Below are 18,445 nucleotides of genomic sequence, written 5' to 3' on the forward strand. Positions count from 1 at the left end.
CTGCGCAGCAGTCGCAAAACCGCTTAAACACCAAACAACTGACAGATCACGCATGCAATTCAAGGGGTTGTTTCACAACCCAGCGGGACGGTGCGGCGATCCGACAAGCTCCCTCGCCAAAGGTGGTGTGTAGGCCTGAGTCCGACCTGTTATCAACAATATCCTGCCATTTCGCAGGAAATACCCGGTTGCCAGCTGTTACATCCCCACCTAACATCCTTGCTCTACGGGTACAGCGGAGCTGTCCAGAACCACCCGAATTCAAGGAACCAGAATGAGCCAACGCATCCAACGCAGCATCGACTCCCCGCTCCGAACCGGTTTGAACCGCGAAGAACTCTGGGAAGCCGGTGACAAGGGCCTGATCAAATGCTGGGAAGTCGGCCGCCAGCGCGCTGCTCGTTTCCCCGACCTCGCCCGACAGTGCCTTGCCGGCGAGTTGCCGGTACTGGGCTGGAAAGGCGGCGTGAGTCGCAGCCTGAAGAAACTCGAAAAATATGGCTCCCTCAAGTACCTCGCGCAGTGGCAAGGGTTGCGCGGGGAAGACCTGAACGTGGATCTAGCACAGGAACGGGCACTGACATGTGCTCGGACGGGCATGGTGGTGACGTTTACGCCGGATCGGGCGAAGTATTTCAATCAAATAGCGGAAGTTGAATCCTAGGAGCATGGACAATGGTCGATTTGCATCAGGAATTTCAAAACAGTGGATTCTTCCACGAAGCACGCATTGATAGACGTTCAGCCGACGCGCTGGTAGGCATTGCGGCTGGACTCGCTGCCGATGGCAAGATCAACCAGCAGGAAGCCGAGTTTCTCAAGAGCTGGATCGAAGTTCATTTGTGTCATCTGGGTGATCCAGTCGTGAACATCCTCTATAAACGCCTCGCCAACATGCTGAGTGATGGCGTGCTGGACTCCGAAGAATCGGCTGAGCTACTGGACATGCTGCACCAGTTTGCAGGTATGCCGGTTGGCTCTGACCAGATCTTCACAACACCTTGCAGTCTTCCACTCGATAACCCTGCACCCACACTGAACTGGATTGATCGAGTTTTCCTGTTCACTGGGGTTATGGCTTACGGTCCGCGCAAAGAATGCGAGTCGCTGATAGTCGAACGCGGCGGTCTGATTGGTGGTTCGGTCAGCAAAAAAATCAACTATCTGGTGGTCGGCAGCATCGGAAACGATCAATGGCTTCATAGCACTTATGGCACCAAGATCAAAAAAGCCGTTGAACTGAGAGAGAGCGGTGTTCCTATCGCGATCATCAGTGAAGAACACTGGCAAAGGGTGCTGTTCGGGTGACCGTGGGGTAACTGCATCGAGCTAAGGCGAAAAAGGGCTCAAGTCATTGCGGAATCTGCGCCAACACTGACCGAAAAACGCTCACGATAAGCCTGCGGCGTCACGCCCATGGCCCGCAGGAAGCTGCGGCGCAGGGTTTCTTCGCTGCCAAAGCCGCATTGCACCGCCACCCGTTTGATCGGCACGCCGGTATCGCTGAGCAAACGCCGCGCGGTTTCGACGCGGATCAGTTCGATGGCCCGGGCCGGGGTCTGGCCGGTGTCGGCGCGGTAGTGGCGCACGAAGCTGCGTTCGCTCATGCCGGCCTGCAAGGCCAGGGTCGGGATGCCCAGGTCGTGGGTCAGGTTTTCGCTGATCCAGGCGTGAAGTTCGTCGAAACGGTTGCCTTCCTGTTGCAGTGACAGGGTCACGCTGAATTGCGACTGACCACCCGGGCGCTTGAGAAACACCACCAGTTGCCGGGCGACTTCGAGGGCCATGGTGCGCCCCAGATCCTGTTCGACCATGGCCAGCGCCAGGTCGATGCCGGCGGTCACCCCGGCCGAGGTCCAGACCGGGCCGTCGTTGATGAAGATCGGGTTGGGTTCGACATGCAGTCGCGGGTGCTGCTGCGCCAGTTGCTCGCAGCGGGTCCAGTGGGTGACCACGCGCCGGCCGTCGAGCCAGCCGCTGGCCGCCAGCAGGAACGCGCCGGTGCACACCGAGGAAACCCGCCGGCAGCCACGGGCATGTTCGCGCACCCAAGCGACCAACGGCGCATCTTCGGCCGCTACGTAAACGCCCCAGCCACCGGCGATGATCAGGGTGTCGGTGCCCTCCTCCGGTAACGGTTCGGCCAACAGCGCCAAGCCCGCCGATGACATCACCGCCCCGCCGCCGCTGGCAATCACCGTCGGCGCATAGGGTGGCGGCAGGCCTTGCTGGCGAGCGATGTCGTTGGCCGAAGCGAATACCTGCAACGGCCCGGTGACGTCGAGCAATTGCACGTTGGTGAAAGCGAGCACATGGATGGTTTTCGACATTTGGCGTAATTCGTGGGGATATTGGCGTATACGCCAAAGCCTACGAGCCTAGAGTCAAACCGTCCACCCACTTCACGAGAAAAAACACCATGACGTTGCAGATCGGTTTTCTGTTGTTTCCACAGGTTCAACAACTGGACCTGACCGGCCCTTACGACGTACTGGCCTCGCTGCCGGATGTGAAAGTGCATCTGATCTGGAAGGACCTGATGCCAGTCACCGCCAGCACCGGCCTGCTGTTGAAACCGACCACCACTTTCGACGATTGCCCGGCACTGGACGTGATCTGCGTTCCCGGAGGCAGTGGCGTCGGCCCCTTGATGGAAGATGACCAGACCCTGGACTTTCTCAAGGCCCAGGCCGCCAACGCCCGGTACGTCACGTCTGTGTGCACCGGCTCGCTGGTGCTGGGCGCGGCGGGATTGCTCAAGGGTAAACGCGCCACCACTCACTGGGCGTATCACGAATTGCTCAAGCCACTGGGCGCAATTCCGGTGCAAGACCGAGTGGTTCGTGACGGCAATCTGCTGACCGGTGGCGGCATCACCGCCGGTATCGACTTCGCCCTGACCTTGGCCGCCGAGCTGTTCGACCAGGCCACCGCCGAGCTGGTGCAGTTGCAGCTGGAATACGCCCCGGCCCCACCGTTTACCGCGGGCAGTCCCGAGACGGCCCCGGCCAGTGTGCTGGAGGAGGCTCGCCAGCGGGCCGCCGGCTCGTTGAAACTGCGGGCGCAGATCACCGAACGCGCGGCGGCGAAACTCGACCGACAGTGAAGAAATGGCGGCGGGACCCCGGTTCCTGCCGCCACGACCTTTCATGCACCCACAAAAAAACCCGCCGAAGCGGGTTTTTCCAAGACCATGACGACTCCTTGTCGTAGCGTTCCTTGCATATGGTCGATCATCCATGATCCTGAGCACTTCCTGTGCTTCAGTGGGTAAGGCCAGAATACGCTTCGGATCCAATTTGTAACAGGCGATATCGCTACCATCGCGTGTAAGACATTCGCTATAAACCACCTTCCGAAAACCCCTAGACGCCTCAGGTTTCGAGCCGATTTCAGCCACTCTGTTGCTCGTGGGACTTGGCATTGTCGATCAAAAACTGCTCGATATTGTTCATTTGCTCTTCCCAGCCGCGACTGTCCATGCGGAAAGCCTTTTCTCGACGGGCCTGGGGAACGTGATCGAAACCGGATTCGGAGACCTTGAGCAACGTGCCGTCGTCCATGTCTTCGAGCTCGAATTTCACCAGGGTGGTGGGTTCCTGGGAGTAATCGACTTCAGGGTTCACGGCATACGGGTGCCAGCGAAACGAAAACAGCCGCTCCGGCTCGACCCGCTCCACCAGTACATTCCAGCGCAAATGCTCATAACCGGGATAGGTAATCTGCCCCTGGGTCCACTCGCCTGCCACAAAGCGCTTGCCCGCCAGCGCCACGCCAAACCACTGTCCGAACATTTCGGCATTGGCCAGCACACGCCAGACCTGCGAACGCTTGGTCTTGAGCAGGATTTTCCTTTCGATGCGATCAGATGCTGGGTTCATAAGTCACCTCCTGTACTTGAACAGTAGGTCAGTAAGACCACAAGACCAACTTTAAAGTTGTACCAATGGGGATGTGCAATCAATCATGCCTGAGATATTCGGTCGCATTTGCACGGATAAGTTCTGGGGCTATCGCAAAATCAGAGGGTCAAAACTGCTAACGTTCTGCCTCGAAACAGCATCGAAAAGGATAGCGACATGGAAAACCTGCGCGGCAGTTGCCTGTGCAAGGCCATCGAATACGAACTCGACAGCCTCGACATGCTCATCAGCCACTGCCATTGCCAGACCTGCCGCAAGGCACACGCAGCCGCTTTTGCATCGACCGCCGGGGTCATGCGCGAGCATTTTCGCTGGACCAAAGGCCAGGATCGCCTGAGCCGCCATGAATCGTCGCCAGGCAAGTTTCGGTATTTCTGTTCGGCCTGCGGTTCACACCTGATGGCCGAACGGCCGGCCCAGCCCCATGTGATCGTTCGGGTGGCGACGCTGGATACCGATCCACGGATGACGCCCCAAGCGCATATCTGGACGGCCCATGACGTGCCATGGCTGGAATACGATTCGGTGGAAAAACACACGCAATGGCAAGCGTAGCGGGCTGAATGCCCCTCAGCGCTACACTGCATTTCTCATTCGGTCACAACGAGCACTCCAGCATGAACCCACGCTTACTATTGGCGCTGACGCCCCTGTTGTTCACCTCCATGGCGTTCGCCGTGGATTGTGACAACGCCAACGACCAGACGACGATGAACAAGTGCGCGGCGCAGCAGAATGCGGCCGCCGACAAGGAATTGAATACGCTGTACCAGCAGATCACTTCGCGACTCAAGAGCCACCCGGACAGCAAGAAGCAGTTGGTGGGTGCGCAGCGGGCGTGGGTTGCGTTCCGCGATGCCGAGTGCAAGTTCTCGGCGTCCGGGGTGGAAGGCGGGAGTGTGTATCCGCTGATCTACAGCAACTGCACCACGGAGCTGACCAAGGCACGGGTTCAGACGTTCAAGAACTACCTGAAGTGCCAGGAGGGGGATATGAGTTGTCCGGTGCCGGGGGTTTGATTTTGCGTTGTTGTTGAGGGCCTCTTCGCGAGCAGGCTCGCTCCCACATTGGATTTGTGGTGTTCACAAAACCTGTGGGAGCGAGCCTGCTCGCGATAGCGTCAGCTCAGGCGTCGCAATTACCGGACAAAAATCTGCGCCGTGGTAATCGCCATGTCCCCGCCCGGCAACTTGATGCTGCCTGTCTGCTTCAGGCTGTCGGCATCGAAGATCGCCACGTCGTTGAAGGTCCCCGCCAGGTAGATCTTGCTGCCGTCCTTGTTGAAGGAAATGCAGTAGTAGGAATGATCGAGCGTGGCGGACTGGAGCATTTTCTTCTGTTTGATGTCGTACTTGGCCAGGCGGTTGAGCACGCCAAACATCAGGTTCGGGTCCTTGGGCGAGCGCATGCCGCTGAAGTAGATTTCGGTCAGAGGCCCGAAGTCGGTGGTTTCGGTCTTGCCGGTCTTCAGGTCAACGCTGAACAGGCCGTACAGGTATTCGGCGGTGGCCAGGTCCTGTTTCTTGTCCTTGAACTTCGCGGCGGTGTAGAGCAGCGAGAAGTCATGCCGGTAAGTCTGCTGGTTCCACACGTAGAGCACGTCCGGCGCACTGTAATTCGGGCGCTTCCAGTGGCGGCTGGGGATCAGCACGTCGAACTTGCCGGTTTGCACATTGACCTTGTAGACGTCCGCCCCGGCTACATACAAGGTGCCGTCGTCACCGCTCTGCATGATGGTCAGCTGGCGCGGCGCCGGGAAACTGCGCACCGGCTTGGCGTCCATGCCGGCGTCGGTCTTGTACACGTCGAGCCGGGGCTGCTGCACTTCGTAGCGATCGCTCATCATCAGCGTCGGGTTGGCGACGGTGTACAGCTCCTTGCCGTCGTGGCTGAGGGTGAAGGCGAACATCGAGCGCGCTTTCTCCCCCGGCTTCTGGGTGATGCTGGCGTGGAACACCTGCTTGCAACTGTCCAGTTCGACGCCGTAGACATCCGCATAGTGATTGTTCAGCACGTAGGCGGTCTTGCGGTCCGGCGACAGTTGCACGGTGCCGGGGCCGAAGGCATCGGGCATCTTGCAGGTCTTGAACAGGGTGTCGGTGGCCAGGTCGATTACGTGCAGGTTGTTCGGGTAGTTCGTGGTCAACATGTACTCGTGACCGTCTTGCAGTGCGGTGTTTTCATCGGCCAGGACACTGACCGAACAGCTGCTCAGAACGGCGAACGCGGCCAGGCCGCAGGCTTTGATATTACGCATGCTGGAATCCTTCTGATATCCGATCACTTGTCTTTCGGGAAGACAGTGCCGAGGTTGCGCCAGTTGTCGTTGGACGCCTGGGCATCCTTGTTCCAGTCCGGGTAGGTGCTCATCATGTCGGGCACCTGGGCCGGCCACCAGCAGGGGTCGGAGCAACCGTAGAGGTCGGCCTCCATCGGCTGGCACAGCGACGACACACCGCCGAACGCATCGATTTCCCAGCCCGGGTCGGTGGTCGAGGCACAGCCCGCCACGGAACTCATGGCCACCACTTCTTCAATGCGGTTTTCATCCGCGGCCTGATCCAGCTTCAACGCTTTGTTATTGATTGCCTTGAGATGTTTCATATCAGTGAGCCTTGCGCGGAGTGATGTAACTGCTGATGAACGCAGGGTTATTGGCCATGATCCGGGTGTAGACCTCGATGCCGAAGTCGACCCAGTCACGCATCAGTTCGCAGTAGTGATAGGTCGGGTGCGTCGGATCGCCGTAGCGGGCGTAGCTCTCGTGGTAGCAGCCGCCGGAACACAGGTTGCGGATCTGGCAGTCTTCGCACCCGGTGTTGGTGCGGTCCAGGCGCTGGGACAGGAAGTCGTTCAACTCCACCTGTTTCACGCCGCTGTGGACATTGCCGAAGGTCGGCAGGCTCGAACCGGTAAAGCGGTGGCACAGGTTCAGTTCGCCCTTGTGATCCACCGCCAGCATCTTCAGGCCCGCGCCGCATGGCAGGGCTTTCTTGTGGCCTTCGTGGATGTCGGTGATGAGCTGGTGCAGGTTGGAGAAACCGATGTTGCGGTGCTCCAGCGCCGCTTCCAGATAGCGTCGACCGAGGGCCTTCATGTTGGCGAACACCTGCACCAGTTCATCGCTGGTGAGGTTGAAGCTGCTGATGTCGCCGGAGGTCACCGGGGCGAAGCCGACTTCGGCAAAACCCAGTTCGTTGAACAGGTGATCCCAGATGGTTTCGACGTCGGTCACACCGGTGGTGAGCGTTACGCGGGCACCGACCGGACGGCTGTTGTAGCGCGACAGCAGCATCTCGGCCTTGCGCCGCACCACGTCGTACGTGCCCTGCCCGCCCACGGTGATACGGTTGCGGTCGTGCACGGTCTTCGGCCCGTCGATGCTCACCGACAGCCCGAAACGGTGGGCGTTGAGGTAGTCCACGGTTTCTTCGGTGAGCAGCGTGGCGTTGGTGGTCATGACGAATTCGACGAACTTGCCCGCCTCGCGAAAACGCTTCTCACAGTAGTCGACCATGTACTCGATCAGCTTGCGGTTGCTCAGCGGTTCGCCGCCGAAGAACACCACGGTGAAACGCTCTTCGTCCGGGGATTCGCGCAGCAGCATTTCTACCGAGGCGATCGCCGTTTCGACGTCCATCTTCTTGCCCGCCGACGGCTTGTCGAGGTCTTCCTTGTAGCAATACGTGCAGCTCAGGTTGCAGCCGGTGTTGACGTTGAGCACCACGGTATTGATCGCCGTGCGCTCGACACGCTTGGTGGCGATGTCCGGGGTCAGCGGCGAACCGTCGCTGACCAGTTCCAGGGCCATCAGCTCGCGCAGGGTCTCGGTGATTTCCTCGCCGTTGAAACGCGCGGCCAGGCGCTGGATCAGGTCGTCCGAGGAACAACCGGGCCCGCGCAAGGTATCGATGATGGTACCCGTCAGTTCATCGCTGGCGAACAGCGAACTGCTGGGGATGTGAAACAGCATGCGGTCTGCATCGACCTGCACTTCGTGCAGGTTGCGTTCGACCAGATTCAAGATAGCGCCCATTGCCAACCTCCTGTGCAGGCCCCGCTTGGCGGGGCTTGCGGTCATTCCGAAAAGTGTCTGTAGCCTTGAAGCCGTGTTAAGCCAAGGACAGCCAACTCATGGAATGGGTGGATTGTTCCAGCGTTGCACGGTCACGATCATGTGGCCTTCACCGGTCAGGGATTTCCCTGCGTCGTCGACGGCGGCGATCACCTTGAGGTTGCCGGCATTGTTGGTGGACATCTTGCGTGCCGGGTTTGGCCCGGCATCGCCCGGGGTGAACACGCCCGCGTCGGCCTGCATGGTGCCGGCGAACTTGACGTCTTCGTCTTCCTTGGCGCGGTCGTCGAAGGCTTCGACTTTCCACTGCGCCGGGAACACACCGATGCGATACGGCTTGCCGTCAGCGCCCTTGCCCCAGGCTTCCGCGTCGAAACGCCCCTGGACTTTCGGCGTCGAACCACCGCCCTCGCCGATCCGTGCCACCGAGAACTCCGGCACAACCTTGACCGAGGCAATCTTGCTGTACACCGACAGACTCGGGCCCTTCAACGCGCCGACGCTGACCGCGCGCACGCCCGGTTGGGCATTGGCGGCGGCCTTGAGCTTGACCTTGATCCGCTCAGGGCTCTGCTCGACCACTTCGAGCACTTCCACGCCTTTGCCGAAGTCCGGCTTGCCGCTCATGCCGCTGCCGATCAGGGTCACTTCGGTTTCGCTGCCAGCCTTCAGATAGCCCGGCTGCACCGCCAGCAAACGGTTGGAGCCTTGCTTGGCGGCGACGAAGTCCAGGCCGCGCTCGTCGTGCTCGGCCTCGAACATCCGGCCCTGCATCGCATTGCCTTGGGCGGCGAACACCTGGCGCATGGTCACGCCATCGATGGTCACGTTGCCGCGCCATTCGTAGCCGGTGTAGAGGATCGCGCTGCCGTCGCCATTGAACGGGCTGCCGTCGGCGTACTGACCTTTGACGCTGACCTTGAAGGTGTCGCTGCCATCGGCACTCACAGTCATGACACCGGCCAGCTCACCCTTGCCCGGCAAGTGGCCGCTGAAGCTCCAGTCGCCCACCAGAGCACCGGCTTTGGGCGCCGCGCTCTGCCATTTTTCCCAGGCCGGGTTGTCCAGCGGATAACGCTTGACCAGCAGCGGCACGATGTCCTTGCGGGCGATGTCGAACCAGTCGCGGTCCCGGGCCAGCGCCTGGTACTCCAGGGACGGCCACTGACCGAGGTGGAAGTTCACCAGGCGCTCCCACTCCTGGGCCGGACGCCGTTGCAGGGCAACCCGTGCACCGGAGTGGCAGCGGCCGCACATCTGGCTGGTCTGGTCGTCGAAGTGTTCGACGGTGTTGAGTCGCCGCTCCAGCGCATAACGCACGCCATCGGTTTCGCTCGGCGCCAGGCCCTGGGTGTCAGCCAGGTACTTGACCAGCGTGCGACGGTCGTCATCGCTGATCTGCAAACCGTGCATGGTCTGCATACGGGCGATGCTCATCAACCAGCCTTCCGGCGTTTTGCGCTGGTGGCTGATGCGGCTGAGAGCGTTATCGGCTTCGGGGGTGTGACAGCCCTGACAGGTTTCCTTGAGGATGGTCTGGGCGTCGCGGGCTGCCAGGCTATGAGGCGAATGCAGCGCTATACAAGCGGCTACGGCCAGCAGGCTGGCGCTCATGCCTGATCGGAGTTTTCTCTTCATCAACGTCGAACCTCGCACGGTGCGTTCTTATTGTTGTGGCTTATCGTTTTTATGGTTTCTGCCGCCAGCGGCGAACCGCTGACGGAGGCAAGAGAAACGTCTGCGATGAGCAATACACAGAGCGTGCCAGCTTGCGGATAAGCTTTTTTATCAATTACTTGCGTTGATTTGTCTGCATTGACCGGTGCGTGGATGTGGTCCGCTGCGTCTAGTTTCGCGACAGCTGTTGCAGTCTGAGACAGCATAGTTGCCCGGCCAAAACTGTTCATTGGCCCACGATTGACGGCCGTGGCGGACAGGTGCTGCGTTGTCTCAACGGCTGTCGCGAATTGCGACAAACCACCCGGTCTTCTCCACTGCCGTTCATCAAGCAAAACCACGCCAGCCAAGGCCGAACCAGCGTTCTCGCGGACTTGGCACAGCCATTGCGAAAGCCCGGTTCTCACGAACAACAAGAGGCCTCGCCAATGTCGCTCCCAAACCTGCTTCCCGCCACTTCGGCATTCATCCAGCGCGCCCCGCGCATGCTCATCGGCGGTGGCTGGGTCGAGGCCGCCGACGGCCAGACCATGCCCCTGCACAACCCGGCCACCGGTGAGGTGTTGTGCGTGGTGCCACGGGCAACCCCGGAGGATGTCGACCGCGCCGTTCTCGCCGCCCGCCAGGCGTTCGACGACTCAGCCTGGACCCGCACCCGTCCCCGGGAGCGGCAGAACCTGCTGTGGAAACTCGCCGACCTGATGCAGCGCGACGCCGAGTTGCTGGCGCAGCTGGAATGCCTGAACAACGGTAAAAGCGCGGCGGTGGCCCAGGTGATGGACGTGCAACTGTCCATCGACTTCCTGCGCTACATGGCCGGTTGGGCGACCAAGATCGAAGGTTCTACGGTTGACGTGTCGGCACCGCTGATGCCCAACGACCAGTTCCACAGTTTCATTCGACGCGAAGCGGTGGGCGTGGTCGGCGCCATCGTTGCCTGGAACTTCCCGCTGTTGCTGGCCTGCTGGAAACTAGGTCCGGCCCTGGCCACCGGTTGTACGGTGGTGCTCAAACCCGCCGACGAAACCCCGCTGACCGCACTGAAACTCGCCGAGCTGGTGCTGGAAGCCGGTTATCCCGAAGGCGTGTTCAACGTGGTCACCGGCACCGGCATCACCGCAGGTTCGGCCCTGACCCACAACCCGCTGGTGGACAAGCTGACCTTCACCGGCTCCACTGCGGTGGGCAAGCAAATCGGCAAGATCGCCATGGATTCCATGACCCGGGTCACCCTGGAACTGGGCGGCAAATCGCCAACCATCGTCATGGCCGACGCTGACCTGAAAACCGCCGCGGCCGGGGCCGCCAGCGCGATCTTCTTCAACCAGGGCCAGGTCTGCTGCGCAGGTTCCAGGCTGTATGTGCAGCGCAAGCACTTCGACAATGTGGTGGCGGACATCAGCGACATCGCCAACGCCATGAAACTCGGCAACGGCCTGGACCCGAGCGTCGACATGGGGCCATTGATCTCGGCGCGGCAGCAGGAGCGCGTCTACGGGTACATCGAAAAGGGCCGGGAAAGCGGTGCGACCATCGCCTGCGGCGGTGAACAGTTCGGGCCGGGGTTCTTCGTCAAGCCGACAGTGATTGTCGACGTCGATCAGAAGCACTCACTGGTGCAGGAAGAAATCTTCGGGCCGGTGCTGGTGGCGATTCCGTTCGATGACGAGGCCGATGCCCTGCGCATGGCCAACGACAGCCCCTACGGCCTGGGGGCGAGCATCTGGTCCAATGACCTGGCGGCGGTGCACCGGATGATTCCACGGATCAAGTCAGGATCGGTGTGGGTCAACTGCCACAGCGCCCTGGACCCGGCGTTGCCATTCGGCGGCTACAAGATGTCCGGGGTCGGGCGTGAGATGGGGTATGCGGCGATCGAGCATTACACCGAGCTGAAGTCGGTGTTGATCAAATTGTAATTTGCAGCGTTCTTTAGTCCGCTTTCGCGGGCAAGCCCGCTCCCACATCGGAATGCGTTCCCCGGTGGGAGCGGGCTTGCCCGCGAAGGCGCCCCCCCAGCCACTACGCCGCTGTTTTGCGGCCCTGCGGTTGACCCACCCCAGTTTTTGCGCCGGCCCGAAGCGCGTGACGAAGCTTCAGGGCCGGCCGTTCGACGCAGTAGTACGAAACGCCGCTGAGCAGCAACGACAAGGCCAGCACCGTTGCAACAATGGCCCCATCGTAGGCAACCGACCAGATAGCGTGCAGGAAGTACATCACCACATAGTGATTCAGGAACACGCCGTAGCTGATATTGCCGAGGAACTCGTCAATCCGGTGAAACCTGAGCTTTGTCAGCAGGTACACGGCCGGCACGCCCAGCGCTATGCCGGCGGTCACTTCGGCATTGAACGGTCGGCGCTCTATCCATCCCGCCATGATGGCCGCAAACATCAGGGCCGCCACCACGGTGGTGCCGGCAGCGATCGCCAGATCCTTCGGCTGCGCTTTGTACAGGTAGCTGCCGCACAGGAACATGAACAGTACGCCCGGCAATAGACGGTAGCCGTACAGGTCGGTGTTGATGAAACCCAGGCACGCGACCATGAAGACAACGACCGATAGAGCAAACGCAACGCCCCGCGCCCTGTAGATGATCAGGAAAGGGATCACCAGGTAGAAGCACATCTCAAGCCCCAAAGACCAGGCCGGCGGCAAGATCCACGATCCTGCCGCTCCGAACATGTAGAAACCGAGTGGCACAATAGCCAGGCTTGCGGCGATGTTGCGCAGCGTCAGCTCGGCGGTTTGAGGCGTGCCGGGCAGCAGGAAATAGATCACCGCACAGGAAACTGCGAAGTAGAACAGGAATTGAGGGTAGAGCCGCAGGGCGCGGTCCAGGTAGAACAGGCCGACTTTCTCCGGCGCCTTGTAGTTGCGCTCGATCAGCGAGGTCATCACGAAACCGCTGATGATCAGGAAGGACATCACGGCAATCACGCCGGGGTTTAGCCCCATGAACGTCTTGCCCATATGAGAAACGGCCACCAGAACGGCCAATAGCAGACGATAGACTCCCACTTACACCCCAAAATTCCTTGTCGTTATGGCGCGTAAATTACGATGCTTTGCGCTGGGAGAACAGGCTTTTCGCCGGCTCCGGAGGTTCTTCACTCAGGGTTTGAAACCCTGACCCAGCAACCAGCTGCGAACCATCCGCCCCTGCTCCACCGTCAAACCGGCCAACGCCTGCTCCGCCGGCTCTCCCTGCTTTAACCTCTGCACCAACGCCGCCACCTCAACCCCTTGCACATGCCAGATGCCCAGCGGCTGATCCGCAGTGATCACCACCTCGGCCTCATCGACAAAACCGTCACGCAACACTGGCGCCCGCTCAACCCTCAGCGCATTGAAATCCGCCTCGGCATGGGCCACCTCGGCGTCCGGCCAGTTCCGTCGTGCCTGCCAGAACGGCTGATCCAGCCAGCGTTGTTCATCGGCATAAAAATCCCGGCCGATCCGCGCAAACCGCAAAAACAATTGCTCCAACCGCTGCTGGTGGAAACGCTGGGCAAGAGCCGCCCGCTCAGGTTTGCACAGCAGCGTGTTGATCACTGCCGGCGCTTGCAACGCCGAAGACAAGGACTGAAAAATCCCGTTGCCCGACAACGGGTCGACCGCCATGGCCGCATCGCCGACCCGAATCCAGTTTTCGCCACACACCTGCGGGCTCAGAATCGCCGTGCTGCTGCGGGCGTGCAGCTGTAGATCAGCTTCCGCTTCGCCAGCAAAAAAAGCCGTGGCCAGCTTCGAACCCTGGCGCCGCTGTCGGCAGTAATCGAGCAACATGGCCTTGCCCGGCAACCCGGCGCTGGCCACGTCCACCGTCCATTGCCAGTAACACTGGCCGTCGGCGCGCCGTGCCATCCATGCCCAGCCATCCTCGAGGCTTTCCACGGCACTGGCGGTGCTGCCCGGCAAACCCTGCCAGCGATTGAGCAAACTGACCGTCTCGGGTCCACGCAAGCCCTTGCCGATAGCGGGGGCCTGACGTCCTCGAGCTTCCACCAGAAACGGTGCGAGCAGCGGTTCACGGCCGTCGATTTCGATTCGGTGGCCATTGGCCGATGACTGAACCGTCAGCACCCGGCCTTCGATCAGCTCGACCCCCGCCAGGCGCAAATCCTCACGCAGGCCTCGATCAAAAACCGGGCGGTCGAGCAAGTATTCGATGTTCTGCGCATGGTGCTGACCATTCCAGTTCACCTGGCGTTGAGACGGCAGCGCCGCTTCCGCCAACGCCTGATGCAGGCCCGCGCTGCGCAAGGCATCCAGAACCCGCACGGACACGCCTTCGAGCGCGGCAAACCGACGCCATTCGCTGATCAGCGTGACGCCATGGCCCAGCCGCCGCAATCCCAGTGCGACGGCGGCGCCGGCCGGTCCGGCGCCAAGAATGACGATGTCGGTCATGGCCCGAAGCGCCGTTCAGGGCCACGGTAACGGGCATGGTCGCGCAACCACTCGATGACTTGCGCATTGCTGGCGTCAGGCTGTTCGGCGAGGAACCCGGCGATGTGTCCGCTCAACGCCGCACAACCGAGGCTCGCCCCGGATTGCCCAGGGTAGGTGCCATGCACACAGGCGGCGAAATCCGCCTGGGCGCTGTTGAGCCACGACCATTCCTGCTCGGCGCACCGTGCATCGCCGGTCACCCGCACCACCTGCGGATAGTTCGCCGGATACACCCCTTCCCCTTGGGCCGGGCTCGACGCACACAGCAGCACGCCCCGTGCCACCGCCGCCGCACAGGCCGCACGCAACAGGCTGCGATCCTGGCGCAGGCCGAGGCTCAGATTGATCAGTCGCACGTCCTGCGTCAGCAGCCAGTCAATCGCCGTGGCGATCTGCAAGGCGCTGGTGACACCCCGCTGGTCGAACACCTGGGCCACGCAAAATAGCGCCGAAGGTGCACGCCGGCCGATCGCCTCGATCACCGCGCTGCCATGCCCCAGCGGGTCGTCGCGCAAGTCGCCCTCGGCCAGGCCGTCTTCAAGCAATGAAAAGCGCCGACCGGCGATCACTTGCACCCGTTGTGCCGCCGAGTGGCCGCTGTCCACCACACCAATGCGTAACTCAGGTTTCATGCAGCACCGTTTTCGAGGTCAGCACGCCGTCGAGCAATTCGAAGCGCAGATCGGCATCGGCCAGGGTTGAGGGGCGATGGCTGATCAGGATCCGCGTACGCCCGGCGAACAAGCGGTCGATGGCGTCGATGACTTCGCGCTCGGTGGCTTCATCCACCGCGGACGTGGCTTCATCAAGCACCAGGATCAAAGGGTCCTGCAACAGCGCCCGGGCAATCGCGATGCGTTGTTTCTGCCCTCCGGACAACTGCTGACCCCGCTCGCCCAACGGGCTGTCGAGGCCTTCGGGCAAGGACTCGATCAGACTGTCGAGTTGCGCCAGTCGCGCCACGTCGGCAATCGCCTCGCGGCTGGCATCCGGCACCGCGTAGGCCAGGTTGTCGGCGAGGCTGCCGCGAAACAGCACGATGTCCTGGCTGACGATGGCAATGCGCCGACGCAACTGGAACAGGTCCAGTTCACGCAGATCGACGTCGCCCAGCAGTACCCGGCCCGATTGCGGATCGTGATGACGTTGCAGCAGGTCGATCAGGGTGGATTTACCCACGCCCGAGCCGCCACTGAGGGCCACTTTCATACCGTAGGGAATCCGCGCTTCGATGCCGCGCAGGGTCGACTGACGGCCGGGATGGGCGAAGTGCACGTTGTCGAACCAGAGATCGCCGCCATTGGGCATCGCCCGTGGCGCGGCGGGCGTCAACACGGTCGGTTGTTCCCCTCGCAGTTCCATGACCCGGCCGAGGCTGACGGTCATCCGCTGAATGGCGACGTAGAGCCCGAGCAAGCTCTGCACCGGCCCCACGGCCATGCCCAGGTAAGTGGAAAACGCAATCAGCGCGCCGAGTTGCCAGGTGCCCTGCACCACCCAGTAACCGCCGATCAAGAATGCGCAGGCCCGGGACAGCGAGGTCAGGGTACCGGGCACGGCCTGGGTGAAAAATTCGGTGACTTGCAGACGCAGCAACTGGCTCATGTAGCCCTGCCCCAGCGTCTCGAGGCGCCGTGCTTCGCGCTGTTGCTGACCGGCGGACTGGATGAATTTCATCACCGGCAGCGTCTCGACCATGAACGACGACATGTCCGCCGAACGCTCGCGCAACTGCCGCACATCGCGCTCGACCTTGCGCCGCATCCAGCGCAGCCAGAGGACATCGAGGGGAATCAGCACCAGGGCCAGCAACGAGAGTTTCCAGGACAGCGTCAGCAGCATCGCGATGGCGACCACCAGGCCGATCACACTCGACACCGCCGAGAACAGCGAGTCCACGGCAAACCGCTGGATTTCCGCGACGTCGCCATCGAGGCGCGACATCAGGTCGCCGATGCGCCGCTGGCCGTAAAAGCTCGGCGACAGGGTTTGCAAATGCCGGTACAGGTCGTCGCGCAGAGCAAACAGCATGCGCCCGGACAGTCGCGTGTGCAGGTAGCGGTTGATGCCCGAGAGCGCCGTCCCCAGCAACCCCGCGACGATCATCAGCCCGGCAATCAACACCAGCATCGGGAAGTTGCGCGCCAACAGGCCATCGTCGATCAGCAGTTTGGTCAGCCACGGCTGCACCAGCACCAGCGCCGAGGCGCAGACCGACAAACCCAACAGCCCGGCAATCGCCAGGCGATGGGGTCGCACGAAGCTGTACAGCCAGCGCAGCGATGCTTGCAGGGCCTCGGGGTTCTGGCTGTCGATCAGCCGAACGATCAAGCGCTGCATCACGAACGCAACTGTTTGAGCTTGCGATAAAGCGTCGCGCGGCTGATGCCCAGGGCGTCGGCGGCGGCCGAGACGTTGCCCTGGTGCGTGTCCAGGGACTGACGAATCAGCTCCAGTTCGTTTTCCCGGATGCTGCCGGCCTGGGGCCGTTCGCTGGCGGTCAACTCGTCGAGCATGCTGTCGGGCAAGTGATCGAGGGTCAGCACGGTTTCGCCCGGTTCGCGCATGGCCAGCGCGGTGCGCAGGACCATCTCCAGTTGGCGGATGTTGCCCGGCCAGTGATAGCCGCTAAGCAAGCGATCGAGATCGTCGTGCAGGACCACGGTGGGGGCGCCCAGTGTTGACAGCATGCGACTGACCAGCGCGCCGAAATCCTCGCGTTCGCGCAGGGCCGGGAGCATCACGCTGATGCCGTTGACCCGGTAGAACAGGTCCTCGCGAAAGTGTTTTTCTTCCACCAGGCGCTTGAGGTCGCGGTGGGTGGCGCAGATCAGCGCGACGTCGATGTCCTGCTCTTCGCCTGCGCCCAGGGGCGCGACCTTGCGATCCTGCAACACCCGCAACAGCCGGGCCTGCAAGGCCAATGGCATGTCGCCGATTTCATCAAGGAACAAGGTGCCGCCATGGGCCTGCTGCAAGCGCCCGACCATGCCGCCCCGGCGTGAACCGGTGAACGCGCCTTCGCGGTAGCCGAACAGTTCGGACTCGATCAGGCCTTCGGGAATGGCCGCGCAGTTCACCGCCACGAAGGGTTTGTCACAGCGCGCTCCGGCCATGTGCAGGGCGCGGGCGATGACCTCCTTACCGGTGCCGGTTTCGCCCAGCAACAAGACCGGCAACTCATTGGCCAGGCCTTGACGGGCCATGCGCAAGGCTCGGGCGTAGCGCGTATTGCTGCCGGCCAGCGCTTCCAGATCCGGTTGCGCCTTGGGTGTTTTCGCCGCAGTGCGCGGCGGGCTGCTGACATTGATCGAGCGTTGCGGCGCGCGCAGGGTTTTGTAGAAGAATTCACCCTTGGCGGTTTGCAGGCTGCCAGCCCCACCTTGATGCAGGCGCGCCAACAACTGCAGGCCGTCGACGCCGAGAAACTCCTCGCAGCGCCGACCGACCAGGGCCGAGCGCTCGGCGTGGAGCAACTGGCAGGCCTGGGCGCTGACCGCCAGGATCTGCCCGCCGAGGCTCACGGCCAGCAGGCCTTGCCACGGGGACTCCAGGTATTGCCTGCGGCTGTGGAACGCCAGGACGATTTCGTCCGGATAACTGGCGTTGAACACCCGGCTTTCGATCTGGCTGACCGCCATGGCCAGCAGCGCGGTGCTGTCGTGGGCGCGACCGAGGGGGCCTTCGCGGGTCAGGTCGAGGACGCCAAGAATGTCGCCTTGGGGGCAATGGATCGGCACCGAAGTGCAGGAAAAATCACTGAGGCGATCCAGATAATGTTCGCCGCAATCGATCAGGGTCGGCCGGGCTTCCACCAGCGCCGTGCCGAGGGCGTTGGTGCCGCGAACCGCTTCGCTCCAGCAGGCGCCGAGGGTGATGTCCTGCAAGCCACTGCCCTTGAGACGGTCGGCGCGGCCTTCGACGGCGAGGATAGTGGCGTCGGAGTTGGCGAGGATGATCAGCCCCTCCTTGCCCTGACGCTCGGCCAGGTAATCGATCGCTGGTAGCGCGGCGTCGATCAGCAAACGGTTGCTGGCCAGCAACACGTCGAGGCTGGCACTCGATTCCAGCGCCAACTCATGCTTGGCATTGAAATGCACGCCATGGCTCAGGCTGCGCCGCCACGAGGCATCGATTTCCGCCCGCAGGACGCCATCCGGCACTTCGCCTTCCAGGTGCAGCTTTTCCCGGGCCAACCGGGCTTCGCGATGCAGTTTGGGGGAGTTTGTTTTTATTAGCGTCATCAAGCGCTCCGGGTCGTCCACCCTGCGCCTTCATACGTCGGCGCCCTGGAGCAATCTTTACGTTAACGTAA

Annotated in this window: 18 protein-coding genes; 6 read left to right on the forward strand and 12 right to left on the reverse strand. The window is 61.8% G+C overall.

From position 1 onward, the window contains the following. Positions 1-274 precede the first annotated feature (274 nt). Positions 275-664 carry a hypothetical protein gene (locus tag VC35_RS24730; protein WP_046043179.1) on the forward strand — a complete coding sequence of 130 codons (390 nt, stop codon included), beginning with the start codon at positions 275-277 and terminating at the stop codon, positions 662-664. 11 nt (positions 665-675) lie between these two features. Then, positions 676-1,308, forward strand: coding sequence for a BRCT domain-containing protein (locus VC35_RS24735; RefSeq protein ID WP_046043180.1), 633 nt, complete (start codon positions 676-678; stop codon positions 1,306-1,308). Between the two features lie 38 nt (positions 1,309-1,346). Here the strand turns inward: VC35_RS24735 and VC35_RS24740 are convergent, their stop codons facing one another. Then, positions 1,347-2,330, reverse strand: a complete 984-nt coding sequence (locus VC35_RS24740; protein ID WP_046043181.1) for a GlxA family transcriptional regulator — start codon at positions 2,328-2,330, stop codon at positions 1,347-1,349. An 89-nt stretch (positions 2,331-2,419) separates the two neighbouring features. On the opposite strand from VC35_RS24740, the gene inhA reads away from it, so the two are divergent. Beyond that, complete coding sequence (gene inhA, locus VC35_RS24745; protein WP_046043182.1) at positions 2,420-3,106, forward strand: isonitrile hydratase; 687 nt, start codon at positions 2,420-2,422, stop codon at positions 3,104-3,106. A 286-nt stretch (positions 3,107-3,392) separates the two neighbouring features. Here inhA and VC35_RS24750 read toward each other — a convergent pair whose 3' ends face one another. Continuing rightward, on the reverse strand, positions 3,393-3,881 hold the full coding sequence (locus VC35_RS24750; RefSeq protein WP_046043183.1) for an SRPBCC family protein: 489 nt from the start codon (positions 3,879-3,881) through the stop codon (positions 3,393-3,395). Between the two features lie 198 nt (positions 3,882-4,079). Here VC35_RS24750 and VC35_RS24755 point away from each other — a divergent pair, with 198 nt between their 5' ends. Beyond that, positions 4,080-4,478 (forward strand): GFA family protein, encoded by a 399-nt coding sequence (locus tag VC35_RS24755; protein ID WP_046043184.1) that lies wholly within the window; start codon positions 4,080-4,082, stop codon positions 4,476-4,478. Positions 4,479-4,540: 62 nt separating this feature from the next. Beyond that, a complete protein-coding gene (locus tag VC35_RS24760; protein WP_046043186.1) occupies positions 4,541-4,942 on the forward strand; it encodes a lysozyme inhibitor LprI family protein in 402 nt (133 codons plus the stop codon). 119 nt (positions 4,943-5,061) lie between these two features. Here the strand turns inward: VC35_RS24760 and peaD are convergent, their stop codons facing one another. The 5 genes from peaD to VC35_RS29660 all read right to left on the reverse strand — a co-directional run bounded on the left by peaD (position 5,062) and on the right by VC35_RS29660 (position 10,088). Beyond that, positions 5,062-6,180: a quinohemoprotein amine dehydrogenase subunit beta gene (gene peaD, locus VC35_RS24765; RefSeq protein WP_046043187.1), complete on the reverse strand. Its 1,119-nt coding sequence runs from the start codon at positions 6,178-6,180 to the stop codon at positions 5,062-5,064. A 23-nt stretch (positions 6,181-6,203) separates the two neighbouring features. After that, positions 6,204-6,527, reverse strand: a complete 324-nt coding sequence (qhpC, locus tag VC35_RS24770; protein ID WP_008016081.1) for a quinohemoprotein amine dehydrogenase subunit gamma — start codon at positions 6,525-6,527, stop codon at positions 6,204-6,206. Between the two features lies 1 nt (position 6,528). After that, a complete protein-coding gene (peaB, locus tag VC35_RS24775) occupies positions 6,529-7,959 on the reverse strand; it encodes a quinohemoprotein amine dehydrogenase maturation protein (RefSeq protein WP_008056152.1) in 1,431 nt (476 codons plus the stop codon). Between the two features lie 96 nt (positions 7,960-8,055). Further along, positions 8,056-9,636, reverse strand: a complete 1,581-nt coding sequence (gene peaA, locus VC35_RS24780) for a quinohemoprotein amine dehydrogenase subunit alpha (protein WP_046043189.1) — start codon at positions 9,634-9,636, stop codon at positions 8,056-8,058. After that, positions 9,636-10,088 carry a hypothetical protein gene (locus VC35_RS29660; protein WP_185754850.1) on the reverse strand — a complete coding sequence of 151 codons (453 nt, stop codon included), beginning with the start codon at positions 10,086-10,088 and terminating at the stop codon, positions 9,636-9,638. Before VC35_RS29660 ends, peaA begins: the two co-directional genes overlap by 1 nt. Positions 10,089-10,103: 15 nt before the next feature. On the opposite strand from VC35_RS29660, the gene VC35_RS24785 reads away from it, so the two are divergent. After that, entirely contained in the window at positions 10,104-11,594 is a 1,491-nt protein-coding gene (locus VC35_RS24785; protein ID WP_046043191.1) for an aldehyde dehydrogenase family protein, read from the forward strand. Between the two features lie 103 nt (positions 11,595-11,697). On the opposite strand, the gene VC35_RS24790 is transcribed toward VC35_RS24785, so the two are convergent. The 5 genes from VC35_RS24790 to VC35_RS24810 form a co-directional block, all read right to left on the reverse strand. After that, complete coding sequence (locus VC35_RS24790) at positions 11,698-12,696, reverse strand: acyltransferase family protein (RefSeq protein ID WP_046043193.1); 999 nt, start codon at positions 12,694-12,696, stop codon at positions 11,698-11,700. Positions 12,697-12,789: 93 nt separating this feature from the next. Further along, a complete protein-coding gene (gene qhpG / locus VC35_RS24795; RefSeq protein ID WP_046043194.1) occupies positions 12,790-14,088 on the reverse strand; it encodes a flavin-dependent monooxygenase QhpG in 1,299 nt (432 codons plus the stop codon). Beyond that, positions 14,085-14,762, reverse strand: coding sequence for a subtilisin-like serine protease QhpE (gene qhpE / locus VC35_RS24800; RefSeq protein WP_046043195.1), 678 nt, complete (start codon positions 14,760-14,762; stop codon positions 14,085-14,087). The genes qhpG and qhpE overlap by 4 nt, the downstream gene beginning before the upstream one ends. Next, positions 14,752-16,470 carry an ABC transporter ATP-binding protein gene (locus tag VC35_RS24805; RefSeq protein ID WP_046043196.1) on the reverse strand — a complete coding sequence of 573 codons (1,719 nt, stop codon included), beginning with the start codon at positions 16,468-16,470 and terminating at the stop codon, positions 14,752-14,754. The genes qhpE and VC35_RS24805 overlap by 11 nt, the downstream gene beginning before the upstream one ends. Further along, positions 16,470-18,374, reverse strand: a complete 1,905-nt coding sequence (locus VC35_RS24810) for a sigma-54-dependent Fis family transcriptional regulator (protein WP_046043197.1) — start codon at positions 18,372-18,374, stop codon at positions 16,470-16,472. The genes VC35_RS24805 and VC35_RS24810 overlap by 1 nt, the downstream gene beginning before the upstream one ends. Positions 18,375-18,445: the final 71 nt, after the last annotated feature.

It is taken from the genome of Pseudomonas fluorescens (assembly GCF_000967965.1).
GTDB lineage: Bacteria > Pseudomonadota > Gammaproteobacteria > Pseudomonadales > Pseudomonadaceae > Aquipseudomonas > Aquipseudomonas grandcourensis.